Origin of the sequence: Rhodococcus sp. NPDC019647 (genome assembly GCF_044389235.1) — a bacterium.
Taxonomy (GTDB): domain Bacteria; phylum Actinomycetota; class Actinomycetes; order Mycobacteriales; family Mycobacteriaceae; genus Rhodococcus_F; species Rhodococcus_F oxybenzonivorans.
In genome coordinates, this window is the sequence record NZ_JBIRXS010000015.1 from 136,840 (window position 1) to 157,885 (window position 21,046).

Sequence of the window (21,046 nt, forward strand, 5' to 3'; positions counted from 1 at the left end):
CCCGTCTAACCGGCCAGGTTGAAATTGCCGGATGTTCCGTAAATGGCAAGTGAGGCAAACAGAACCACCATCACCACCGCGATCAGTGACGTGCGTACGGCCCGTCCGACCGCCTCGCCTACACCGGCGGGGCCACCGGCGGCGTTGTAGCCGTAGTAGCAGTGGATCAGCATGACCACGGTGGCCATCAGTAAGGCCTCCAGGAAGGACCAGAACAGATCGCTCGTCCGCAAGAAGGTGAAGAAGTAGTGGTTGTAGACGCCGGCGGACTGACCGTAGATCCCGGTTGTCGTCACCTGCGCAGCGAGGAACGACATAATGACGGCCATGGAATACAGAGGGATGATGGCGACGATGCCGGCGATGGCCCTGGTCGACACCAGGTAGGACATCGACCGGATGCCGGTCACTTCGAGTGCGTCGATTTCCTCGCTGATCCGCATCGCCCCCAGCTGGGCGGTGGCACCCGCACCGATGGTCGCTGCCAGCGCGATACCGGCGACAACAGGTGCCATGATCCGAACGTTGCAGAACGCAGCGAAGAACCCGGTCAGCGCCTCCACACCGATGTTGCCCAGCGAGTTGAACCCTTGGATAGCGGCGAGGGTTCCGCCGGCGAAGGTCATGAATCCCACGATCGCCACAGTGCCGCCGATCACCGCCAAAGCCCCGGATCCCATGCCGATTTCGGCGATCAGCCGGAGAGTTTCGCGCGAGTATGTCTTCAGGGCGTGCGGAGTGAACCGAATGGTTCGCCAGAAGAAGACTGCCTGTTCACCGAGGGATTCGAGGAACCTCAGCGGTGCCGCTGCGATCTTCGATGCTCGTCGTTTTCCGGTCAGGCTGTTGGTCACGGTCATCGCCCCGTTCCGTACTTCACGCCGATGGCGGTGACAATCACATTCACCGCGAACAAAGCCATGAAGGCGTACACGACCGTCTCGTTGACGGCGTCACCGACGCTCTTCGGACCGCCCTTCACGGTGAGCCCACGGTGGCACGCCACCAGACCCGCGATGAGCCCGAACAAGCACGCCTTCACCTCGGAGATGATGACCTCCGGCAATCCGGTGACGAACGTCAGAGACGACACGTATGCGCCCGGGGTGACGTTCTGGAACACGACTGAGAAGAAGAAGCCTCCGACGATGCCGATCGTGATCACCAGCCCGTTCAGCAGCAGCGCCACCAATGTGGAGCCGAGCACGCGCGGGACCACCAGACGCTGAATCGGGTCGATGCCCAGTACTTTCATGGCGTCGATCTCCTCGCGGATCGTCCGCGCTCCGAGGTCGGCGCAGATCGCGGTGGCTCCGGCGCCGGCCACGACCAGAACGGTGACGAGCGGGCCGATCTGGGTGACCGCGCCGAGTGCCGCACCGGCACCGGACAGGTCGGCAGCTCCGAACTCGACCAGGAGGATGTTGAGCGTGAAGACCACCAGAACGGTGAACGGCACCGCGACAAGCAGGGTCGGCAGCAGCGCGACACGAACGATGAACCAGGACTGCAGAACGAACTCTCGCCATTGAAACGGGGGCCGGAACAGCGCCCGGAATGTCGCCGCGCACATCTCGAAGAAAGCGCCCAGGGGACGCAGTGCCGATTCGGCCCAGCTCCGAGCCTTACCGGGCTTGCGGACAGGCGCGTCGCGGCCCGGTGCACGCGGATCTACAGCGAGCGGTGGGGAACCGGTCACCGGTTTCCTCCTCGTCAAATGGAAAATGAAGTGTGTCGAGCGACTGATCGGGCTACTCCGGCCCATCCACAACCAGATATGTTGTGCGTCGCATCACATTTGAATGGTAGGGCTACGTTAAATCACAACACAAGTAAATTGCGATTCACTTCCTCCGTTCGGGGGAGCAATCTCACCCCGAAGTGGCAGGAAAACGCGTCTGAGTTCACCCCGAGGGGGGACGAGGGGAGGAGAAAGTGATCCGCAATGTACTTTTGCCAATGGGAACCTGCCGTAGCGGCGCATGGAACGGCCGACCTGCCAGCGGCAAGGAGACAACCGCCGGCGCCGCGTCCACGGGCCCCTGTCGTCCACCCTGTCGCCGCGCGCGGATGGAGGTTCTCGACGCCAACGCGAAGGCCCTCCGACGTCCTGCTCAGGGCAGGAAACCGGAGGGCCTTCGTGGAGCCGATCAGTCGTTGAGCTGCTCGGGCTGCAAAAGATACTCGCCAATGTACGTACGGGATTGGTCGGAGTTGAGCGGCTGGAACATCGAGGCCGCAGAGTCGCGATACAGACGCTCGAAGATCGCGCCCTTACGGAACGACGACCCACCGGCCATGCTCATGGCGTGCCTGGTCATGTGCATGACGTTCTCGGCGACGAAGGTCTTGGCCAGGCCGATGTACGGGAAGCGGAGCTCCAACGGCCATTCGTCGTCCTTGCCGTCGAGGAGTTCCTGGCAGGTCTGGTACAGGACCCTGCGTGAGATCTCCACGCGCGAGGCCATGTCACCGATACCGTCGATGATGTGCCCGACGCCGGAGACCTTGGTGTCTTCCGCGACGATGGCACCGAACGTGGCGCCAAGCGTCTTCTTCGACAGGGTGGCGCGAGATTCCTCGAGAACGCGGTACTGCATACCCAGGTAGATGCTCGCGAACATCAGTGAAGCCCACTCGAGGACTCCGAACGCACCGGAGCGCCACTCACAGATGAACCCGTCTTCCGGAACGTAGTAGCCCTCGAAGTGGATGGTCTGCGTGCCGGTGGCATGCATACCGAGAGCGTCCCAGGTTTTTTCGATGCGGATCCCATCACCCTGGCCGTTCTCGTCGACGTTGAAGTCGCCGATGAAGAAGCTCTCCGCGTTGACGCGCTCCTGGAAGTCCTCGGGGAGGTTTCCCTCGGCGTCGGTGATCGTCGCGTTGGTAGTGATGATATCCGCGGCCTCACACAGTGTTCCCCAGGTCTTCTTGCCATAGAGCTTCCATCCGCCGTTGGGCTGGGGAATGGCCTTCATGTCGGCGAGGCCGCTGAATCCGGCTCGCTGCTCGGAGAACGGACCGAACATGATCTCGCCGTCGGCGACGCGCCCGAGCCAGTACTTGTTCTGCTCTTCACTCATCAGGTTGCCGGCGATGCCGACCATGATGTAGTGCATGTTGTAGGCCAACGTGATTGCGGAGTCGCCTTTGGACAACTCGCTGATGACCTTCGATGCCTGCAGCAGATTGCCGCCGGGTCCACCAAACGCCTTCGGCACAGGAAGGGATCCGAGCCCGGAGTCCTTGAACGCCTTGATCGACGGGTAAGCAAACGTGTTTTCCGCGTCGTACTTGGGTCCGATCTCGCGGAAGAACTTCGAAAGCTCCTCCGCCTTCTCGAAGTAGGGCTGGAATTCTTCGTCGGTCATGTCCTGCTCTAGCATGTTCACTCCAATTGCTGTGTCGTTGATGAGTTGTTCAAGCGTGGCGTCAGTCGATCAAGAGGTCTTCGCGGCCGTTCTCCTCGAGAAGCTGCTTGTAGACGTCGAACAGGCCGCCTGTGAGTGGGAGAAGCTTGAGCGCCACCGAGCGTTTGCCGTCGAGTTTGACCTTGCGCTGTGCCATCGCGAGGGTGAAGTTGAGCTTGCCCTGCCAGAACTTGTTGCTGTTGTCCGATGACATCCGCAACTGCACCGTGGACGCCATCCCTTCGGTCGCATCGCCCGTGGTGACTTTCTGCCCCGGGAAATCGATGATCATCACCGCGTCCGGATCTGTCTGGATCAGCTTGATCACCAGACCGGTCCCCGCGGTCGCGTCGATGAAGGTCTTTTCCTTTGTCGCTCTGTCGAAAATTCCACCGATATAGGTGTAGACCTCGTCGGCGTTGGCGAATGTACTCATGTCGGCCCTTCGGTTCCGGTGCTGGATGAACCAAGTGTGGCAGCGGTCACTTCGGGTCCACACCCCTCTGAAGAGGGATTTCACCCCCACGTTGGGGAGATAAGTCGGCGACACGGTTCGAGATGTCCGCACGGGTGTACACGGGAAACGGCGAAGGCCGCGTCGCCATCGACGCGGCCTTCGTGAGAAGGTGACAAGCACGATCTATCGAAGAGGTGCCCGTGCCAGTACTGCCCTTCCAGGGGATGGGTAGACACCCCGGAGCGTTAACCACGGCAGTGACTCGTTCACAACATGTTCCAGCACTGCAGGTTCCGACATTGGCAGAAGGGTGACACCGTCGACGACACCGACGACGTACAGATCTGCGATCAGGCTGGCGAGTCCGATGGGTGTACCGATGTACTCCAAGGACTCGACCGGTCGTGGGCCCGGCAGCATGCTGTCGAGCGTCATCAGCTCTTTGCGCGCGGACCGGGCCTCCGGCGCGATGAGCACCGCAATGTCGACGAGCACCGCGATATCGTCGGGATGGCCTCCCTTGGCCTGGATCTCCGATCGCAGCGTCGCGCGCTCTCGATGAGCTTGGGCCATGTCCGCGGCCTGTATCCGCACGATCGTCGCGTGATCGTGCGGGAGACCGCAGTCGTCGTCGGCTCCGCGCAGGTCAACCCAGCGAGACTCTGGACGCCCGGCCCGAGGGTCGTTGCTGAGCGCGGGGTGGTGGCCGTAGCCGTTGAGTTCCGCGCCGACCCTCAGGGCGGGTCGGGACGTTCCGTTCAGGCTGGTCATGGCACATCTTCTCCAGTTGGGTGCGGGGAGGCAGTGGCCGTGGCGCTCTACGACCCGAACGGTATGGCCCGGTGGTAGCGGCCTTCGTGATAGAGCAGTGGGGCCGCGTCCGGACTTCCATCGGCGTCATCGATGTGGATTTCCTCGACCGCCCCGATGACCAAGGTGTGATCGCCTGCCTCGATCAGCTGGTGCACGCCAGTTCGCAACCAACAGTGCGTGTCACGCAGCAGGGGCTCACCGGTGGACAATGTCACCCAGGCTGATTCGTCAGCGAACCGCTGATCGGCACTCGCGGAAAAGCGTTGCGCGAGTAAGAGTTGATGGTCTCCGACAAGATGGACGATCAAAGATTGTGCCTGGTGTAGGGCACCGATGCTCGACGAGGTATGGGCGATATTGAAGGACACCAGTGGCGGGTTCAGTGACAGAGACGAGAACGACGTCGCGGTGAACCCGACCGGTCCGTTCGCGGAGTCGAGCGTGATGATCGTGACGCCGGCGGGATGGCGACGAAGTGCCGTCCGGTAGAGATCGGCATCGATCGCGGTGGACGCTCCCGTCCTGTGGGCGGAGTTGTCGAGGGACTGGGACAACGGATTCTCCATTCAAGCGGGAAGGGTTCTCTGCAGCCGACGGCGATCTTCTCGGCAGTTAGTGAAGCTTGATGTACATGAACTGAGATTGCCGCTGCGTTACCTCCTACGATAGCGTCGATCTACAGCGATCTCAAGATGTAAGTGTACGCCGATTCACTTTTCGGTTACTCTGGTCACAGCTTCGATGCTCGCCCTAGTCGGTGAGAGTCCCCAGATCTGAAAGAAAGGCGTACGGATGCCCGTACTCGACTCGGTGATCGACACGTCATCGGATACCTACCAGGAGAACCGCAGAGTTCAGCTCGCCGCGGTCGCCGCGCTCAATGAGCAGCTCGACCTCGTCATCGCGGGTGGTGGCCAGCGGTACACCCAACGCCACCACGATCGCGGACGCCTACTCGTCCGCGAACGGATCGAACTCCTCATCGACCGCGATGCTCCATTCATGGAGTTGTCACCGTTGGCGGCGTGGGGAACTCAGTTCAACGTCGGTGCGGCCATCGTCACGGGCGTCGGCGTCGTCTCCGGCGTCGAATGCATGATCATCGCCCACGACCCCACGGTGCGGGGCGGAACGATGAATCCCTTCACGTTGAAGAAGAATCTGCGGGCGTTGGAGATCGCTCGCGTGAACCGGCTGCCAGTGGTCTACCTGGTGGAGTCCGGCGGCGCGGATCTGCCAACGCAGTCGGAACTCTTCGTGTTCGCCGGCAAGATCTTCCACGATCTGAGTGAACTGTCGTCGATGGGGATTCCGACCATCGCGCTGGTCTTCGGCAATGCCACCGCTGGTGGCGCGTACGTCCCCGGCATGTGCGATTACGCGGTGTTGGTCGACAAACAGGCCAAGGTGTTCCTGGGTGGGCCCCCGCTGGTGAAGATGGCCACCGGAGAGGATGCCAACGACGAGGACCTCGGGGGCGCGGACATGCACTCGCGTGTTTCCGGTGTGGCCGACCAGTTCGCCGTCGATGAGAACGACTGCATCAGAATCGGCCGTGACATCGTCAGCCACCTCAATTGGCGCAAGTTCGGGCCGGCCCCGTCCGCGGACGCCGACGATCCGCTGTACGACCCCGAGGAACTCCTCGGCATCGCCTCCGGGGACCCGCGGGTCCCGTTCGATCCCCGGGATGTCATCGCGCGCGTCGCCGACGGTTCGAAGTTCTCCGAGTACAAACCGCGCTACGGGTCGAGTCTGGTGACCGGTTGGGCGTCGATCCACGGGTTTCCGGTCGGAATCCTCGCCAACCACCGCGGGGTCCTCTTCAGCGAAGAGGCCAAGAAGGCCACCGAGTTCATTCTGTTGGCGAACCAGACCGACACCCCGTTGATTTTCCTGCACAACACCACCGGCTACATGGTCGGCACCGAATACGAGCAGGGCGGCATCATCAAGGATGGTTCCAAGATGATCAATGCGGTTACCAACAGCAAGGTTCCGCACATCACGATCAACATGGGCGGTTCCTTCGGTGCCGGAAACTACGGAATGTCCGGCCGGGCCTACGATCCCCGGTTCATGTTCACGTGGGCCAATGCCAAGCTCGCGGTGATGGGTGCCCAGCAACTCGCCGGCGTGATGTCGATTGTCGGCAAGACCGCCGCAGAGGCCGCCGGTCGTGAATTCGACATGGAGGCCGATGCCGCGCGCACCGCCGAGATCGAGCAGCAGATCGAGGCCGAGTCGCATCCCTTCTTCATCTCCGGGCGCCTCTACGACGACGGCGTCATTGATCCGCGTGACACCCGTGCGATCCTCGCGATCGCATTGTCCGCCGCCCATTCCAACCACATTGCCGGCCAGCGTGGCTACGGCGTCTTCAGAATGTGAGTACCGCAGTGTCAACGATCACCAAACTGCTGATCGCCAACCGAGGCGAAATCGCGTCGCGCATCATCCGGACGGCGCGAGAAATGGACATCTCGACAGTGGCGCTCTATTCCGACGCCGATCGGCACTCGCCGTACGTGGTCGAGGCAGACGAATCCATCCACCTCCCGGGCACCACCCCCACCGACACCTATCTGCGGGTCGATCTGGTTATCGCAGCCGCACATCGAACCGGCGCGAACGCCATACACCCGGGATACGGGTTCCTCTCGGAGAACGAGGACTTCGCACGACGATGCAAAGCCGAAGGCATCATCTTTGTCGGTCCCTCACCCGAAGCGATCGCGGCGATGGGATCGAAGATCGAGGCCAAGCGCATCATGGCGGATGCGGGGGTCCCGGTGCTGCCTGGAATGGTGATCGAAACCGAATCCGACGAAGATCCGGAGCGGCTGCGGTCGGCAGCAGACGACATCGGATTGCCGGTCCTGGTCAAGGCCGCGTTCGGCGGCGGCGGCCGCGGGATGCGGATCGTCAACGACCGCAACGAGATCGTCGAAGCGGTCCGCAGCGCCCGCCGCGAGGCCCAGTCGGCGTTCGGCAACGGCACCGTCTTCCTGGAGAAGTTCGTCCAGTCGCCGCGGCACATCGAGGTGCAGATCTTCGGTGACAGCTTCGGCAACGTGGTTCATCTGGGCGAACGAGAGTGCTCCATTCAGCGTCGGTACCAGAAGATTGTCGAGGAGTCGCCCTCGACGGCGGTCGACCGGGAGTTGCGGGAAGAACTCGGCGCCGCCGCGGTCTCGGCGGGTAAGGCGCTCAATTACGAGGGTGCCGGCACCGTCGAATTCGTGATGGCACCGGATGGCGCGTTCTATTTCCTCGAGGTCAACACCCGACTTCAGGTGGAGCACCCGGTCACCGAACTCGTCACCGGAACGGACCTGGTGCGAGGACAGCTCCTCGTTGCCGGCGGCCAGAAGTTGCCCCCCGAGATCGAATCGCCGGAGTTCAATGGACACGCTGTCGAGGTTCGTCTCTACGCCGAGGACGTGCCGGCCGGATTCGTGCCGGTATCCGGGAAGCTGTCCACCTTCGAGATCGCCGACCTTCCCGGCATCCGGGTCGATGCGGGATTCGCCTCCGGGTCCACTGTCAGTACCTTCTACGATCCGATGCTGGCGAAGGTGATCGGATTCGGCCGTACCCGGGAAGAGGCCTGTGACCGGGTGGCCCGCGCGCTGGACGAATCACTCATCCACGGCGTGACCACCAACCGCGATCTGCTGATCGGCATTCTCCGAGAACCCGAGTTCCGCAATGGGCAGACCGACACCGGCTACCTCGACCGGCACTCGGTCACCGATCTGACCGCCGGCCGCGTCAACGACGACGCCACCACCGCAACCCACGCGCTCGTCGCCGCGGTCGCCGTTCAGTCCGAGCGCCGAGCAACGACAGCGACGCTGCCGGGACTGCCCTCCGGCTTCCGCACCGTTCGCAGCGCACCCCAGGCAGTGCTGTTCCGCCACGGCGACAACGAGATCGAAACCACATACGAGTTTCTCCGCGACCGGGTCAACGCGGCAGTCGACGGCCGCGACATCGACGGCATCGAGCTCATCGAGACCTCCCCCACCCTGATCGACGCGGTCATCGAGGGTGTGCGCCGCCGCTATTCGATCGTCCGCGACGGTGCCGCGCATTTCGTCAACAGCTCCCTCGGTGCCACCGAACTGCACGAGGTGGAACGATTCCCCGACCCGAGCGATGTGCAGGAATCCGGTTCCCTGCTCGCGCCGATGCCCGGCTCGGTCGTGCGGATCCAGGTCTCCGAGGGAGACGAAATCACAGCCGGTGCTGCGGTCGTCGTGCTCGAAGCCATGAAGATGGAGCACACGGTCAAGGCCCCCATCGACGGAGTGGTGACGAAGATTCCTGTCACCGTCGGCCAGCAGGTCGACTCCGGCACCGTGCTCGCCGTGGTGCACGACGGGCAGAAGGACGCATAGATGACTGACGACACCTTTACCGCGGCGGTCACCTACGAGGTGCGCAATTCCGTCGCATGGCTCATGATCAACCGGCCCGCTGCCCGCAACAGCCTCAACCGCGCGGTGCGGGAGGGCCTGTTCGCCGGCGTCCGGCGCTTCAACGACGACGAAGCCGCGAAGGTCCTCGTCCTCACCGGGAGCGGCGACAAGGCGTTCTGCGCCGGCGGCGATCTCAAGGAAATGAGCCAGGAACAACTCACCGTCCCGCCCGTGGACTTCGTTCCCCAGTTCGGCCGCAACATCGAAGTCGACAAGCCGACCATCGCGGCCGTCAACGGTGCCGCCTTCGCCGGTGGCTTCCTGCTGGCACAAACCTGCGACCTCTGTATCGCCTCGAGTACGGCAACCTTCGCCATTTCCGAGGTGAAGATCGGCCGCGGCTCACCGTGGGCGGCTCCGCTGCCATTGATGATCCCGCCGCGAATTGCCATGGAAATCGTGCTCACCGGCGCGGCCCTGACCGCCCAGCGTGCCTACGAGATCGGCTTCGTCAACCAGGTCGTCGAGCCCGACGAATTGACCGAAGCCACCCAAAGGTTCGCCGAACTGATCGCGGCGAATGCCCCGCTGTCGGTGAGTGCCGGCAAGAAGACCGCCAAACTGACCGCCGAGCATCCCCTGTCCGGCGCGTTCGAGATGGCCGAAAAGATCTGGGAACCCGTGTACCTCAGCGACGACGCCCAAGAGGGAATGCTCGCCTTCAGCGAGAAGCGGCGCCCCCACTGGAAGGGGCACTGATGGCACTGGACTATGCGGGGCTCCTCGACGACGTCGACGTCGAAACCGCGCGCCTGATCCTCGTTCTTCGCGAGCTCACCCCGGATCAATGGGAGATCGACACCCCAGCCGACGGCTGGGCCGTGCGCGATCAGGTCTCACATCTGGCCTTCTTCGACGACGCCGCGAGAACCGCGATCGAGGACCCGGACCGGTTCCGGGAAGAATCCGCCGCCTTGATCGCCGGTGGCATGGATTTTCCGGACCGGATCGCTCGTGACCTGCGGACGATGTCCCACCGAGACCTGGAAGAGTGGTTCGTCCGTTCTCGAACCGCGTTGCTCGAGACGCTGCGACGGACCGATCCCAAGGCACGGATGCCCTGGTACGGACCCGACATGAGTGTCGCCTCGTCGGCCACCGCACGGTTGATGGAATCGTGGGCGCACGGCCGGGATATCTACGATGCCCTCGGCGTACGACACCAGGCCAGTCCTGGTCTGCGCAGCATCGCTCACCTGGGTGTGAGTACCTTCGCCTTCGCCCATCAGCTCAATGGGCTGCCCGTGCCCGACCGGCCTGTCCGAGTGGTCTTGCAGGCCCCGCACCCCGACGCGAACGCGTGGACGTGGGGATCCGCTGACACCGAGAACTCCGTCGTGGGCCCGGCCGAGGACTTCGTCCTCGTCGTCACTCAACGACGCAACGTAGCCGACACCCGCCTCGTCGTCACCGGCCCCGTCGCCCGAACCTGGATGGGCATAGCCCAGGCCTTCGCCGGTGCCCCCGGCCCCGGCCGGCCCAGCCTCGCCGCCACGTCAACCACTGGAGGAACCCGATGAGCGAGTCCGACGCCCCGCGCCGGCCGATACGTATCGGCAACGCATCAGGGTTCTACGGCGACCGGCTCTCCGCCTTCCGCGACATGGTCGACGGCAGCCCGGTCGACGTGATCACCGGCGATTACCTGGCCGAACTCACCATGCTCATACTCTGGAAGGCCCGCAAGAAGGACCCCACCACCGGCTACGCGAAAACCTTCCTCACCCAGGCCCGCCAATCACTCGCCGACTGCGCCGCCAAGGGAATCAAGATCGTCGTGAATGCAGGAGGTCTCAATCCCGCCGGTCTCGCCGACGAGGTCCGCAAACTCATCGCCGATCAGGGGCTCGACCTGACCGTCGCGCATCTCGACGGCGATGACATCCGGCCCCGGCTCGAATCACTCCAAGCCAATGGTCACGAGTTTCGTCACCTCGACAAGGGCAGCACGTTGGCGGAGGCCGGTGTGAGCCCCGTGTCGGCGAACGCCTACCTCGGTGGCTGGGGTATCGCCGCAGCACTGACAAAGGGCGCCGATGTGGTGATCTGCCCACGCGTCACCGACGCAGCGCTCGTCGTCGGCACCAGCGCCTGGTGGCACGGCTGGGCTCGAACCGACTTCGACGCCCTTGCCGGGGCGGTGGCCGCCGGACACATCATCGAGTGCGGCCCGCAAGCGACCGGCGGCAACTATTCCCAAATCCGGGAAGTGCACGATCGCCGCTACCCGGGCTCCCCGATCGCCGAAATCGCGCACGACGGAAGCTTTGTCATCACCAAGGACCCCGGAACCGGAGGTCTGGTGTCCTTGGGAACCGTCACGGCTCAGTTGTTGTACGAGATCGACGGACCCCTCTACCTGAACCCGGACGTCGCCGCGCACTTCGAGACGATCGAGATCACCCAAGAGGGGCCCGACCGGGTCCGGGTGGCCGGAACCACGGGCAGCCCCCCGCCGCCCGACCTGAAGGTCGCGATGAACTACATCGGTGGCTTCCGCAACACGATGACCCTCGTTCTCACCGGACTCGACATCGAAGAAAAGGCGAGCTGGGCGGTCGACGAGCTGTTCGAGATACTCGGTGGAAAAGAAAAGTTCGACGACGTCGATATACAACTGCTCCGCTACGACATTCCCGACCCGCCCACCGCCGCCCAATCGACAGCGCACCTGCGGGTAACCGTCAAGGACGCCGATCGCACCAAGGTCGACCGCGCCTTCTCCAACGCGGTCACCGAGATCGCCGTCGCCGGCTACGCCGGTTTCCACACCACCACCCCGCCGTCGTCGGCATCGGAATTCGGTGTGTACTGGCCCACGCTCATCCCGGCCAACGAAATCGAACATGTGGTCCACCACGCCGACGGCACCACGGAACTCATCGACCACTGCCCGCGAACCCAAACGCCGGCAACGACACTGACGCCGGCACCGTCGACCCCGCACAACGGCGCGGCCGACACGGTACCGACCGCGCGTCTGCCGCTGGGGTCCGTCGTGGCCGCCCGCTCCGGTGACAAGGGCGGCAAGGCGAACGTCGGTGTGTGGACCGACACCCCGCAGCGGTGGGACTGGCTGTGCCGGCACCTGACCGTCGCCAAGTTCATCGAGCTGGTTCCCGAGGCGGCGTCCCTGCCCGTGCACCGCTACGAGCTCCCGAACCTTCGAGCACTGAACTTCGTCATCGTCGGATTCCTGGGCGACGGAGTGGCGTCCTCGACCCGGACGGACGCACAGGCCAAGGGTCTCGGCGAGTATCTTCGCGCCCGGCACACCGACATCCCGACGACCTTGCTCACCGAGACCAACTGACACCACCGGCGGCGACCGCCGCCCCCCACCAGAGGAACCACCATGGACTTCACCGAATCCGACGAGCACGTCGCGATCCGCGAGGCGGTCGCCGCCATCACCACCAAGTTCGGTCCCGACTACTACACCCGCAACGCATTGGCCCACGAACCGACCACGGAAATATGGAAAGCCCTGGGCCAGAGTGGATTCATCGGCATCAACCTCCCGGAGGAGTACGGCGGGGGCGGCGCCGGGATGACGGAGCTCGCCCTGGTTTGTGAGGAAACCGCCGCGCACGGCTGTCCACTGCTGCTCCTGCTCGTCTCCAGCGCCATCTCCGGAGAATTGATCGCCAAGTACGGCAGCGACGACCAACGTCAACGATGGCTACCGGGCATGGCGTCGGGCGAGACCAAGGTGGTCTTCGCGATCACCGAGCCCGACGCGGGGTCGAACACGCACCAACTGTCCACGCACGCCGTTCGCGACGGCGAGGACTACCTTCTGAACGGCACGAAGTACTACATCTCGGGTGTCGATGAGGCGGAGGCGCTCGTGGTCGTCGCCCGTACCGGGCACGACGAGCTGACCGGTCGGGCACAACTGTCGTTGTTCCTGATCCCCACCGATGCCCCGGGGTTGGTCAAGCACGTGCTCCCGGTCGGGGTCGCGCTTCCTGAAAAGCAGTTCACCCTGCACTTCGACAACGTACGGGTTCCGGCGGACAGCCTGCTGGGAGTCGAGCACGAGGGCTTCGCCCAGGTCTTCGACGGCCTGAACCCCGAGCGGATCACCGGTGCCGCGATCTGTGTCGGAGTCGGCCGGTTCACCCTGGCCCGCGCGGCCGAGTACGCCCGGACACGCACGGTCTGGGGCCAGCCGATCGGGATGCATCAGGGACTGTCCCACCCGCTGGCGAAGGCGCAGATCGAGGTGCAGCTCGCCGCCCTGGCCACTGCGAAGGCCGCATGGTTGTACGAGCACGGTAAACCCGCGGCCGAGGCATCGAACGTGGCGAAGTACGCCGCCGCCGAGGCCGCGGTCGCGGCGGCGGATGCCGCCATCCAGACGCACGGCGGCAACGGACTGAGCAACGACTACGGACTCCTCCCGCAGTGGGGGCTTGCCCGGCTTCTGCGGATCGCCCCGGTGAGCCGCGAGATGATCCTCAACTACGTAGCCCAACACAGCCTGCAACTGCCCCGGTCCTACTGAAAGCGCCTCCCCCGAACTGAGGAAACGATGTCCACCACCGAAATCGGTCGCAACCTGATCCACCGGATCAACGTCGGTGACAGCCTCACCCGGGCGGCCTGGCGCAGACCCGAGGCACTGGCCCTGATCGACGGGGACCGTCGATTCACCTACCGCGAGTTCAACAGCTGGGTCAACCGCGTCTCCCACGGCCTGCACCGCCACGGCCTCCGCAGCGGCGATGCACTCGCGCTCGCGTCCGGCAATTGCGCGGAGTTCCTCGTCACCTACTACGCCTGCGCGAAACTGGGGCTGGTATGCGTGCCGATCAATCTCGGCTGGGGCACAAGCGAAATCTCCTATGTCCTCGACCATTCGGCGGCCACAGCGGTCGTCGTCGAGACCGAATTCCTGCCGCGAGTCCAAGACGCTCTCGCCGTCGGCGTCGGCGTCGTTGACATCTTTCTGATCGACGGCGACGGCACCACAGGAGATCCCACCGTGACCGCCTTCGCGGACCTGTCCAACGGTTCGCCGGATTCCGAACCTGAGCATGGCATCGCCGACCGCGCCCCGCTGTCGTACCTCTACACCAGTGGCACCACCTCCTTCCCGAAAGGGGTGGTCGGAAACCACGCTGCGATCTACCTCGAATCCATGACCATGGCGCTCGAGGCCCAGTTCCGTGAGGACGACCGATTCGTCGCCATGATGCCGATGTTTCACACCGCGCAACTCAACACCCACTGCACGGCGGCGATCATGGTCGGGGCCACGATCTTCATCGAACGCCGCTTCGACGCTGGCCGCCTGTTGGCCCTGATCGAATCCGAACGGATCACCCAGATCTTCGCCCTCCCGATGATGTACAGCGAAATGCTCGAGCATGCGGACATCGGTGCCCGCGATCTCTCCTCGCTTCGCCGCGCTCTGTATGCCATGGCCCCCATGCCGCGGCACCTGATCGAACGCTGCATCGAGGTCTTTGCCTGCGATTTCTACCTGTTGTTCGGCCAGACGGAGATGAGTCCGACGACCACGCTGTTCCGTCCCGAACACCAGCTGACCCACACCGGCGCTGTCGGCACGCCGGTGATCGGGGTGCAGGCGGCCATCATGGGTCAGGACGGCGGACTCCTGCCGGCGGGGGGCGAGGGCGAGATCGTCTACCGAAGCCCGCACACGATGACCGAATACCTGGACAACCCCGAGGCCACCGCCGAGGCCTTCACCCACGGATGGTTCCATTCCGGCGACATCGGACGATTCGATGACGACGGCATCCTCTGGTTCACCGACCGGTTCAAGGACGTCATCAAGACCGGCGGCGAGAACGTCTCCTCCCTCGAGGTGGAGCGCGCCATCTATCAGGCCGATCCGCTCATCGCGGAGGCCACCGTCGTCGGGCTCCCCCACCACCGATGGAGCGAGGCGATCACCGCGGTCGTGGTGCCGGCATCGGGGGCAACAGTCGACCCCGCGACACTGATCAGCAAGATCAAACAGTTGATCGATCCGTACAAGATCCCCAAGTCGATCATCGTGGTCGATGCGCTCCCCCGAACCTCGACTGGCAAGATCCAGAAGAACGTGGTTCGGGACACGTTTGCCGAGCACTATGAGAGAAGGTGAGACGACGTGGTGGAGAGTAGTGGGATGATCGACGACAGAATCGAACCGGTACGAACACGGGACCCGGCGCGCCGCTACCGGATCTTGGCCGCCGCAGCTGACCTGGTGGCGCGCAATGGCTTCAATTCCGTGTCGATGGCCGACATCGGTGCCGCGTCCGGGATCACCGGTTCGGCGATCTACCGGCATTTCGACAGCAAGTCCGCCGTCCTCGTCGAACTCTTCGACAGCGCGATAGACCGCCTCCTCGAAGACGCGGAGCGCACCCTCGACAGCGGCATCGGACTCGAGCAGGCACTGCGTGAGCTGGTCGAAGGACAGATCGAATTCGTCGTCGGAAAACGTGAGGTCGCGCAGGTCTACCACAACGAAATCCACAATCTCCCCGACGGCGACCGCCGGCGTCTGCGCCGAAAGCAACGGCTCTACATCGAGGAGTGGGTACACCTGGTCGACGAGCTACGCTCGGACCTCGACGACGGAGAAGCCCGAGCGGTCGTGCACGCCGCGATCGGGGCAATTCAATCGAGCTTGTTCCACAGTGTTGGGCTACCGATCGACCGCCTCCGGCAGATCCTTGCCGATTCGGCCCTCGCCGTCCTCGGAGTGAGTTCGACGACGACCTAGCACCGCAGCGAGCCCTGCGGCGGGCATGGGGATGACCATGCAGGATTCCTTGCGATCAGACCGCCGCCGCTGTTCCCGACTCGACATCGTCTACCGCCTGCGCTTCGGAACGAAGCGCGCCGCACCGGGGGACGCAAAAGATCACGATAGCGGCAATCGAACCCGTCGCCACGAGCCAGGTCGACGGGTTCGTCTTGTGGCGCAATGATCACCGGCCCGCCGGCCCGACTTTCACTCCGAAGAACGTGGACGGGAAGAGGACGAAGTTGCCGGGCAGTCCGGCCGGGTGACATGCGCTGACGCAGAGCACGGTGGCGCCGACCGCGGACACCACTACCTGTGCTGCCTTGAGAACTCCGATCGAGGGCGGGTTGGCGGAGGCCCGGAACACGTGCGTAGCGCTTCCGCAGTTCACTATCCGGCACAGCAGCAATGCCGCATCCGCTCGGCAGCAGTAATGAGGCGGAATAGATATCGGCCCCTGCACGATTCCGAGGGATGAATCGTGCAGGGGCCGTATTTATCAGATCGGGTCGATCACGATCGCGAAGGCACGCGCCTCCGGACCCGGAGAGCGATTCAACGAGATGAACTTCGCCTCGGTGTACTCGTCGAGAGCGTGGGGACCGCCTTCACGGCCCAGACCACTCTGCTTGAATCCACCGAACGGGTAGGCGGGATGAATGACGTGCCAGTCATTGATCCACACCATGCCTGCATCGAGTTCGCGGGCGATCTCGATCGCCTGTTCCTCGTCACCCCATACCCCGGCGGACAGTCCGTAATCGGTGTCGTTGGCGATCTTGATCGCCTCCTCGACCGAGTCGTAGGTGAGCACGACCAGGACCGGTCCGAACACCTCTTCGCGTGCGATCCTGGCATCGTTGGTCACACCGACGAAGATTGTCGGTTCGATCCAGTAGCCCTTGTCGAACCCGGGACCGGTGGGAACACCGCCGCCGATCACGGCTTTGGCGCCCTCGGTTTCGGCGATAGCGAAGTAGTCGAGGATCCGCTGGTGCTGGACCTTGGAGATGATCGGCCCGACTCCGGTCGCGGGGTCGAGCGGATCACCGACCTTCAGCGTGCGGGCACGCTCGACCAGACGGGAGACGATCTCGTCGCGGTTGTTCGACGGAATCAGCAGTCGGGTACCGGCTTCACAGGCCTGGCCGTTGTTGGCCAGGGCCGCGAACAGCGCACCGTCGATCGCGGTGTCGAGGTCGGCGCTGTCGAGGATGATGTTCGGTCCCTTGCCACCGAGTTCGAGGGTCACTCGCTTCACGGTGTCGGCCGACTGACGCAGGATGCTCTTGCCGACCGCGGTGGAACCGGTGAAGGCCACCTTGCGGACATCGGGGTGTCCGCTGAGGTGCGCGCCGGTGGGTTCGCCGTCACCGGTCACCACATTGAGCACGCCGGGCGGCAGGCCAGCCGCTTCGAACTCCTTCGCCAGCTCGAGCGCGACCAGGGGGGCGTGCTCGTCGGGCTTGAGGACGACCGTGTTACCCGCTGCGAGGGCGGGGGCAATCTTCCACACGATGACCAGCAGCGGAATGTTCCACGGCACGATCGCCGCCACCACACCCAGCGGCTCGCGCCGCACGAGACCTTCGGCCGGCACCGGCCCGATCTCGGGACCCGCCGTCTCGAACTCGTATGTGGCAGCCTGGTCGGCCAGGTACTGCATCTGAGCGATCGACAACCCTATGTGCAGGGCCCCGGTGATCCGGATGGTGGCGCCGTTCTCCCGTGTCTGGAGCGCGGCGAGCTCGTCGATACGGCCGCCGAGGCGCGTGGCGACATCGTTGAGCAGTGCCGCGCGTTGCGCGGGCGGGGTACGCCGCCAGGTGCCCTCTTCATGCGCCGCCTTGGCCGCGGCGACGGCCTGGTCGACCTGCGCCACGCCACCCTTGGCGACGGTGGCGACAAGCTCTTCGGTTGCAGGGCTGTGAATTTCGTAGTTCTCGCCGGTATCAACCCATTCGCCGTTGATATAGAGCGAGTAGTGCGGGACGCTCATCGGCGTGCTCCTCTTTCTCTGATGTGACTAGCGACAGCAGTGCTGTGTCGAAGGTTTCGATGGTCAGCTGATCTGGCGGTCCCGCCCTTCCCAGAACGGGGCACGGATCGATTTCTTGTCGATCTTTCCGGCCGGATTGACCGGAAGGGTGTCGACGAATGCCACCGTTTTGGGAGCGTGGACGCTGCCCATCTCCCTCTTGACGTGATCGATCAGTTCCTGCTCGGTTGCCGTGGCACCGCTCTTGAGAGCAATGACAGCATGTACCGCTTCGCCCCACTTTTCGTGGGGGACTCCGATCACTGCTGCCTGTGCAACTGCGGCATGGCCGGCCAGGGCATCCTCAACCTGTCGCGGAAACACGTTGAATCCGCCGCTGACCACCAGGTCCTTCTTGCGGTCGACGATGTAGAGGAACCCGTCCTCGTCGAGGCGACCGATGTCGCCGGTGTGCACCCAGCCGTCCCGCAGTGCCTCGGCGTTGCGGGAGACGTCGACGTAGCTGAGCATCTGCCCGAGCTGGCGGGACACGATCTCACCGGGTTCGCCCAGCGGCAACACCTGATCTGTTTCGTCCTGGATCGTCACGTCGACGTGGAACAGAGGGCGACCGGCCGAGGCGAGGCGCTTGATCCACACCTCGCTGTCCACCCGGTGCTCGTTCTTGCGCAGACAGGAGACGTATCCGGGTTCGGTCCCGGCGTAGGCCTGGATGAAGATCGGGCCGAACACGTCCAACGCCTGACGCAGCCGGTCGGGTGCGATGGGAGATCCCGCGTAAATCATCGTCCGCAGCGAAGACAGGTCGTGCGCTTCGCGGCGCGGATGGTCGAGCAGCAGGTAGATGATGGTGGGAACGACCGCGGTCGCGGTCACCTTCTCCTGCTCGATAGTGCTCAGCAGTTTGTCCACGTCCAACCCGGGCAGCATCACGTTGGTGCCGCCCCGCAGGAACGTCGGCATGACGAAGATCTGCGTGTAGTGCGTCAATGGCGCACCGTGCGCGAAGACCTCACCCCAGGCGATGTCGCCGATCTCGAGACCCGCGGTGATGCTGTAGTGGCCCCAGGTGAAGTGCGAGTTGACCACACCCTTGGGGTCCCCGGTGCTCCCCGAGGTGAACAGGACGTACGCCTCGTCGTGGACGTCGATCTCCACCTCGGGACGAACCGTCGGCTGCGAGCGGAAGAGTCCGTCGTAGCCGAACACTTCGCCGATCTCGGGGGGCGCCGAAGCCGGACTGCTCCCGATCCGGATCACCGTCTGCAGCTTCGGCAGGTCACCTCTGATCTCGGCGACGACTGCGTCGAACTGGGCGTGATAGATCAGCGTGGTGGCATCGGTCTGCGTGAGACTCGACCGGAATGCGTTGGCAGCATTACGCATAGGCATCTGCACCAACACCCCGCCGGCAGCCCAGATTCCGTGCTGCGTGGGAATGAATTCCAAGCAATTCGGCATCAGCAGGCCGACGCGCTCGCCCTTCTGCAGCCCCAGAGAGACGAGTCCATTCGCTACCTGGTTGCGCCAGTCGAGAAGCTCGCGATACGTAACCCGACGATCACCATCGACGATCGCGACGTTGTCCTTGTAGTAGGTACATGCCCGATCGAGCACGTCCGGCAACGGCCCCCACATGGTCAGGATCCAACGAGAACGGACGGGTCGAATCCCTCGACCCAGTACTCCGGCGTCACGATCGGGATTCCGAGTTCCTGCAGCACCGGGGTGTCGTTCCAGTACGTCGTTTCGCGGACGATCTGTCCGTCGCTGTCGAGCTGGTGCCAGGTGATTCCGCGGGTGGACAGCGTCTTGCCCTCGGTCGGAACTCCCTTGTAGGTCTCGAGACCGGTGCCCGTCCAGTTCCACAGGATCACCACGGCCGGGTTTCCGGCCACGCCGGCCACCGGGAACGAGTCGGTGATCTCGAAGGAGTGCAGGCCGACACCGTTGGCCGTGTCGGTGTTCGCGTACGGGGCCAGCTTGGGTGCCAGCTCATCTTTGGTGATGGCGGTGTCGGTGACGTGGTCGGAATCGGCGTGGTCGTCGTAGACCAGGTCGTCGGCGTACAGGGCGACTGCCGCCGCGGGGTCGGTGGTCAACGCGGTGATCCAGCGCCGGGCGTGCTCTTCGTGCTTACTCATGGTGTTCGTAGTTTCCTTTCGCAGGGTTCGGTGTCAGACGAGGACAGCGGACTTGGTCACGCTGGACGGGTCGACGGGCTGTCCCAGGTCCGCCACCGCAGTCGCGACATCCCACAGGCTCGCTTCCCGGGTGATGAGGCCGGCTTCGTTGTAGATGTGGAACGTCAGTCCCCGCGCTCCGGGCACCTTCCCATTGGTCGGGACACCGACGAAAGCGGTCGCCGTGGGCGCCTTCCAGGTCCAGCGGTAGATCGCCGACTTCTCATCGCCGACAACCTCATCGATCCGAAAGTTGTTGATTCCGATGCCATTTTCGGTGTCCTTGTTGGCATACGGTGCGAAAACGCGGAGGAGCTCGTCCCTGTCGGTGATCTTCTGGCCGAGGATGGGATCCTCGAAAAGGAAGTCGTCGGCGTACAACGCCACGACCGCTTCGGGGCTCTCACGGAAGGCCTTCAGCCACTTGACAGCAAAGGAATGACTCATGAATATCGCTCTCCTCGGTGGTTGTCATGGTCCCCGCGGATACTCGAATATCGATGTGCTCCGCTCACTTCAGGAACACCTTCAAGGTATTGCGTAGGTCACACCGGCGGCGACTTACTTGGGGAGGAAACCCACCCCTCAACAGGGGGATACTCGGAGGACGCGGCGCCAGGGCCTTGGGGGCGTCGATTACCGAGCCGGCAGGTCCGGTCCGGAATGCCGACGCGGCGGCGAGGGTCGTCAGTTCCGAACCGGCGTATCCGGGGAACTAAGTGGTCTGATTCATAAGTTCGTCGGGGGTTGTTGCCAGGCGGTCGGGTCGCCGAGGTACAGGCCACAGGCGCAGTCGAGTGCGTCCTCGACACTGCCGGCGAAGTTTCCGTTGGGCAGGACCGAGTCCTGGTACTTGCCGCTGCTGCCGAGGTAGATCGCGAATCCCCACACACTGGCGGATCCGCCGTACCGCAGTCGCATCAAC

Annotated in this window: 19 protein-coding genes and 1 pseudogene; 8 read left to right on the forward strand and 12 right to left on the reverse strand. The window is 63.9% G+C overall.

Features of this window, described 5'->3' with window-relative positions; translation table 11 throughout:
* Window positions 1-5: 5 nt before the first annotated feature.
* The 6 genes from ACH49N_RS24295 to ACH49N_RS24320 form a co-directional block, all read right to left on the reverse strand.
* Complete coding sequence (locus tag ACH49N_RS24295) at window positions 6-860, reverse strand: ABC transporter permease (RefSeq protein WP_358275016.1); 855 nt, start codon at window positions 858-860, stop codon at window positions 6-8.
* Complete coding sequence (locus ACH49N_RS24300; protein WP_230990442.1) at window positions 857-1,573, reverse strand: ABC transporter permease; 717 nt, start codon at window positions 1,571-1,573, stop codon at window positions 857-859. Before ACH49N_RS24300 ends, ACH49N_RS24295 begins: the two co-directional genes overlap by 4 nt.
* Before the next feature lie 577 nt (window positions 1,574-2,150).
* Window positions 2,151-3,389: an acyl-CoA dehydrogenase family protein gene (locus tag ACH49N_RS24305; RefSeq protein ID WP_358275018.1), complete on the reverse strand. Its 1,239-nt coding sequence runs from the start codon at window positions 3,387-3,389 to the stop codon at window positions 2,151-2,153.
* 46 nt (window positions 3,390-3,435) lie between these two features.
* Entirely contained in the window at window positions 3,436-3,849 is a 414-nt protein-coding gene (locus ACH49N_RS24310; RefSeq protein WP_358275019.1) for an SCP2 sterol-binding domain-containing protein, read from the reverse strand.
* Between the two features lie 204 nt (window positions 3,850-4,053).
* Window positions 4,054-4,641: a hypothetical protein gene (locus ACH49N_RS24315; protein ID WP_358275021.1), complete on the reverse strand. Its 588-nt coding sequence runs from the start codon at window positions 4,639-4,641 to the stop codon at window positions 4,054-4,056.
* Window positions 4,642-4,688: 47 nt separating this feature from the next.
* Window positions 4,689-5,249, reverse strand: a complete 561-nt coding sequence (locus tag ACH49N_RS24320; protein ID WP_358275023.1) for a flavin reductase family protein — start codon at window positions 5,247-5,249, stop codon at window positions 4,689-4,691.
* A 226-nt stretch (window positions 5,250-5,475) separates the two neighbouring features.
* Between ACH49N_RS24320 and ACH49N_RS24325 the strand changes: the two genes are divergently transcribed.
* Genes ACH49N_RS24325 through ACH49N_RS24360 form a run of 8 tightly spaced genes read left to right on the forward strand, consistent with a single transcriptional unit; the run spans window position 5,476 to window position 15,915 of the window.
* Entirely contained in the window at window positions 5,476-7,074 is a 1,599-nt protein-coding gene (locus ACH49N_RS24325) for a carboxyl transferase domain-containing protein (protein WP_358275025.1), read from the forward strand.
* Between the two features lie 8 nt (window positions 7,075-7,082).
* Window positions 7,083-9,086, forward strand: coding sequence for a biotin carboxylase N-terminal domain-containing protein (locus ACH49N_RS24330; protein WP_358275026.1), 2,004 nt, complete (start codon window positions 7,083-7,085; stop codon window positions 9,084-9,086).
* Window positions 9,087-9,866, forward strand: coding sequence for an enoyl-CoA hydratase-related protein (locus tag ACH49N_RS24335; RefSeq protein WP_358275028.1), 780 nt, complete (start codon window positions 9,087-9,089; stop codon window positions 9,864-9,866).
* Window positions 9,866-10,687 carry a TIGR03084 family metal-binding protein gene (locus tag ACH49N_RS24340; protein ID WP_358275029.1) on the forward strand — a complete coding sequence of 274 codons (822 nt, stop codon included), beginning with the start codon at window positions 9,866-9,868 and terminating at the stop codon, window positions 10,685-10,687. The genes ACH49N_RS24335 and ACH49N_RS24340 overlap by 1 nt, the downstream gene beginning before the upstream one ends.
* Window positions 10,684-12,480 (forward strand): acyclic terpene utilization AtuA family protein, encoded by a 1,797-nt coding sequence (locus tag ACH49N_RS24345; protein ID WP_358275031.1) that lies wholly within the window; start codon window positions 10,684-10,686, stop codon window positions 12,478-12,480. The genes ACH49N_RS24340 and ACH49N_RS24345 overlap by 4 nt, the downstream gene beginning before the upstream one ends.
* Before the next feature lie 42 nt (window positions 12,481-12,522).
* The gene (locus tag ACH49N_RS24350) at window positions 12,523-13,677 is read left to right on the forward strand and encodes an acyl-CoA dehydrogenase family protein (protein ID WP_358275032.1); all 1,155 of its coding nucleotides are present in this window, start codon (window positions 12,523-12,525) and stop codon (window positions 13,675-13,677) included.
* A 27-nt stretch (window positions 13,678-13,704) separates the two neighbouring features.
* Window positions 13,705-15,288, forward strand: a complete 1,584-nt coding sequence (locus ACH49N_RS24355) for an AMP-binding protein (RefSeq protein WP_358275034.1) — start codon at window positions 13,705-13,707, stop codon at window positions 15,286-15,288.
* A 24-nt stretch (window positions 15,289-15,312) separates the two neighbouring features.
* A complete protein-coding gene (locus ACH49N_RS24360; RefSeq protein ID WP_358275053.1) occupies window positions 15,313-15,915 on the forward strand; it encodes a TetR/AcrR family transcriptional regulator in 603 nt (200 codons plus the stop codon).
* Between the two features lie 208 nt (window positions 15,916-16,123).
* Here the strand turns inward: ACH49N_RS24360 and ACH49N_RS24365 are convergent, their stop codons facing one another.
* The 6 genes and pseudogenes from ACH49N_RS24365 to ACH49N_RS24390 all read right to left on the reverse strand — a co-directional run.
* The gene (locus ACH49N_RS24365) at window positions 16,124-16,306 is read right to left on the reverse strand and encodes a hypothetical protein (RefSeq protein WP_358275036.1); all 183 of its coding nucleotides are present in this window, start codon (window positions 16,304-16,306) and stop codon (window positions 16,124-16,126) included.
* 132 nt (window positions 16,307-16,438) lie between these two features.
* Entirely contained in the window at window positions 16,439-17,938 is a 1,500-nt protein-coding gene (locus ACH49N_RS24370) for an aldehyde dehydrogenase family protein (protein ID WP_358275038.1), read from the reverse strand.
* Window positions 17,939-18,001: 63 nt separating this feature from the next.
* Entirely contained in the window at window positions 18,002-19,576 is a 1,575-nt protein-coding gene (locus ACH49N_RS24375; RefSeq protein ID WP_358275040.1) for an AMP-binding protein, read from the reverse strand.
* A gap of 2 nt (window positions 19,577-19,578) precedes the next feature.
* The gene (locus tag ACH49N_RS24380) at window positions 19,579-20,082 is read right to left on the reverse strand and encodes a ketosteroid isomerase-related protein (protein WP_358275042.1); all 504 of its coding nucleotides are present in this window, start codon (window positions 20,080-20,082) and stop codon (window positions 19,579-19,581) included.
* Window positions 20,083-20,115: 33 nt separating this feature from the next.
* Window positions 20,116-20,568 carry a ketosteroid isomerase-related protein gene (locus ACH49N_RS24385; RefSeq protein ID WP_358275044.1) on the reverse strand — a complete coding sequence of 151 codons (453 nt, stop codon included), beginning with the start codon at window positions 20,566-20,568 and terminating at the stop codon, window positions 20,116-20,118.
* Between the two features lie 282 nt (window positions 20,569-20,850).
* Window positions 20,851-21,046, reverse strand: a pseudogene (locus ACH49N_RS24390) (hypothetical protein); the annotation flags it as partial.

Excerpts from the sequence above, each read along its gene's own strand:
- ACH49N_RS24345 (WP_358275031.1), top strand. The coding sequence starts at position 10,684 with ATGAGCGAGTCCGACGCCCCGCGCCGGCCGATACGTATCGGCAACGCA.
- ACH49N_RS24320 (WP_358275023.1), bottom strand. The coding sequence starts at position 5,249 with ATGGAGAATCCGTTGTCCCAGTCCCTCGACAACTCCGCCCACAGGACG.
- ACH49N_RS24340 (WP_358275029.1), top strand. The coding sequence starts at position 9,866 with ATGGCACTGGACTATGCGGGGCTCCTCGACGACGTCGACGTCGAAACC.
- ACH49N_RS24310 (WP_358275019.1), bottom strand. The coding sequence starts at position 3,849 with ATGAGTACATTCGCCAACGCCGACGAGGTCTACACCTATATCGGTGGA.
- ACH49N_RS24360 (WP_358275053.1), top strand. The coding sequence starts at position 15,313 with ATGATCGACGACAGAATCGAACCGGTACGAACACGGGACCCGGCGCGC.
- ACH49N_RS24350 (WP_358275032.1), top strand. The coding sequence starts at position 12,523 with ATGGACTTCACCGAATCCGACGAGCACGTCGCGATCCGCGAGGCGGTC.
- ACH49N_RS24355 (WP_358275034.1), top strand. The coding sequence starts at position 13,705 with ATGTCCACCACCGAAATCGGTCGCAACCTGATCCACCGGATCAACGTC.
- ACH49N_RS24385 (WP_358275044.1), bottom strand. The coding sequence starts at position 20,568 with ATGAGTCATTCCTTTGCTGTCAAGTGGCTGAAGGCCTTCCGTGAGAGC.
- ACH49N_RS24325 (WP_358275025.1), top strand. The coding sequence starts at position 5,476 with ATGCCCGTACTCGACTCGGTGATCGACACGTCATCGGATACCTACCAG.
- ACH49N_RS24380 (WP_358275042.1), bottom strand. The coding sequence starts at position 20,082 with ATGAGTAAGCACGAAGAGCACGCCCGGCGCTGGATCACCGCGTTGACC.
- ACH49N_RS24335 (WP_358275028.1), top strand. The coding sequence starts at position 9,087 with ATGACTGACGACACCTTTACCGCGGCGGTCACCTACGAGGTGCGCAAT.
- ACH49N_RS24370 (WP_358275038.1), bottom strand. The coding sequence starts at position 17,938 with ATGAGCGTCCCGCACTACTCGCTCTATATCAACGGCGAATGGGTTGAT.
- ACH49N_RS24295 (WP_358275016.1), bottom strand. The coding sequence starts at position 860 with ATGACCGTGACCAACAGCCTGACCGGAAAACGACGAGCATCGAAGATC.
- ACH49N_RS24305 (WP_358275018.1), bottom strand. The coding sequence starts at position 3,389 with ATGCTAGAGCAGGACATGACCGACGAAGAATTCCAGCCCTACTTCGAG.
- ACH49N_RS24315 (WP_358275021.1), bottom strand. The coding sequence starts at position 4,641 with ATGACCAGCCTGAACGGAACGTCCCGACCCGCCCTGAGGGTCGGCGCG.
- ACH49N_RS24300 (WP_230990442.1), bottom strand. The coding sequence starts at position 1,573 with ATGTGCGCGGCGACATTCCGGGCGCTGTTCCGGCCCCCGTTTCAATGG.
- ACH49N_RS24375 (WP_358275040.1), bottom strand. The coding sequence starts at position 19,576 with ATGTGGGGGCCGTTGCCGGACGTGCTCGATCGGGCATGTACCTACTAC.